The 1,672-nt window shown below is 68.0% G+C and carries 1 protein-coding gene; it reads right to left on the bottom strand.

All coding sequences use genetic code 11. The features are described from left to right. Nucleotides 1-156: 156 nt before the first annotated feature. Nucleotides 157-1,548: an IS1380 family transposase gene (locus ABT078_RS42465; RefSeq protein WP_351237826.1), complete on the bottom strand. Its 1,392-nt coding sequence runs from the start codon at nucleotides 1,546-1,548 to the stop codon at nucleotides 157-159. Nucleotides 1,549-1,672: the final 124 nt, after the last annotated feature.

Genomic DNA, 1,672 nt, shown 5'->3' with positions numbered 1-1,672 from the left:
GCCTTGATCCACCGAGGTGGTTTGAGAGTGGTCTTTTGATCGGTTTCGGGTCGGGTGGCCGGGTGAGGGCAGGTTGTGTCCGCTGGTCTGCCCAGCATTTCCACGGTTCGGTTCCGGTCGGGCCCTTGCGGGCGGGGCGGGCAGGGGTTGTTCGTATCAGCCGGCCGGTCCGTGGGCGGTGGGGAACAGGTGTGTCCAGGCGTGCTGCCAGGGCCAGTTGTGCGGCAGGTGCAGGGTGATGCGGCGGGCGGAACGGGCGATCCGGGCCGGAACGTGGACCAGGTGGATGCGGATCGTGGCGGTGGTGGCCCTGGCGTGGAAGGCGGAGGCCTGTGCGCCGGCGGCCCGCAGCAGGTTGTAGGTCATCGCCCACAGGGTGAGCCATGCGGTGTTGGCGTGGAAGTGCCCGGACGGCAGGTGGGCCAGGGCTGAGGCCTTGCTGTCGGCGATGACCTGCTCGATGACGGCGTGGTGACGGTGTTCGCGTTCGGCCTGGAGGGTTTGTGCGGGCTGGTCGGTGAAGAACGGGTGGTAGCGCCAGACGGGAAACAACTCGCCCTGCTCACCCACAACGGCGGGTTTGGCCAGGTCACGGACCCGGCGAACGATCAGCCGCGCGGTGACCCGCTCCGCTTTCGTGCGGCTGGCGAACGCGGTGTAGGCGGGTATCTCGGCGACTTCGGCGTCCGAGATGAGTTCACCGGTTGCGGGATCGGGCACCGCGGTCGGGTAGGTGATCTGCTGCCAGGCCTGGTCGGGAATGCCGAGGACGGCCCGTTTGATGGAGGGGTTCATCCCGCAGGTGATCGAGAAGTGGGCTCCGGCCCGGCGGCAGGCGGCGATCACCCCGGCGTTGTAGAACTGCGAGTCCGCTCGCAGGACCCGGGTGCCGGTGCAGCCCGCCTCGACAGCGGTGGCCAGCGCCTCACTGACGAACTTCGGGGCCCCACGGGAATCGGCTGCCTTGCCGCGGCGCATCCGTACTGCGGCGATCACCGGCCGGGAGGTGGGGGTGCAGATCGTGGCGAGCAGGGGGTGCAGGGTGCGGATGCCCTTGAACCGACCGTACTCGGCGCCCTGCTTGGCCCGGCCGTAGACCCGCTTGTGGGTGGAGTCGACATCGATGAACACCATCTGATCGGCGCCGGGAAGCAGCGGGGTGTGCGCGGCCAGTTGACCGAGGAACCTGCGGTGGACGGCGTGGAGTTGGAGTGCGTGGCCGTGGGTGAACGAACGGAGGAAGGTGCCCAGCGTGGACGGCGCACGGATACCCGTGAACACGGCCCGCATCGCGCCGTGCCGCAGGATGTGGAGGTCGTCGATGCTGTCCGCGCCCGCCGCCATGCCGGCCACGATGCTGCTGACCTTGGCGTCCGCCGCAGCCCCCGCGCCGTTGGTCGTCCCGGTCAGCTTCACCTTCTGCGTCACCAGGCCCGACAGGCCACACCGTTCGGCCAGCCGCATCACCGGAACCAGCCCGGCATGCGCGACCAGATTCGGGTCATCGAACGCAGCGGAGACCGCCGCTGGAGTATGGGAAACTTGCATCTCGGAAGTGCCTTGCCGATCGTGCGTGCTGGAAGCCTCAAGAACTCCCATCATCGCAGGTCACAAGGCACTTCCTTGTTTCCCGAAGAGTCATCCACAGCCATCAGATCGGTGGATCAAGGCT

This window comes from Streptomyces sp. NPDC002133, assembly GCF_040296405.1.
Classification (GTDB): Bacteria; Actinomycetota; Actinomycetes; order Streptomycetales; family Streptomycetaceae; genus Streptomyces.
This window is presented reverse-complemented; position numbering and strand designations above follow the sequence as displayed.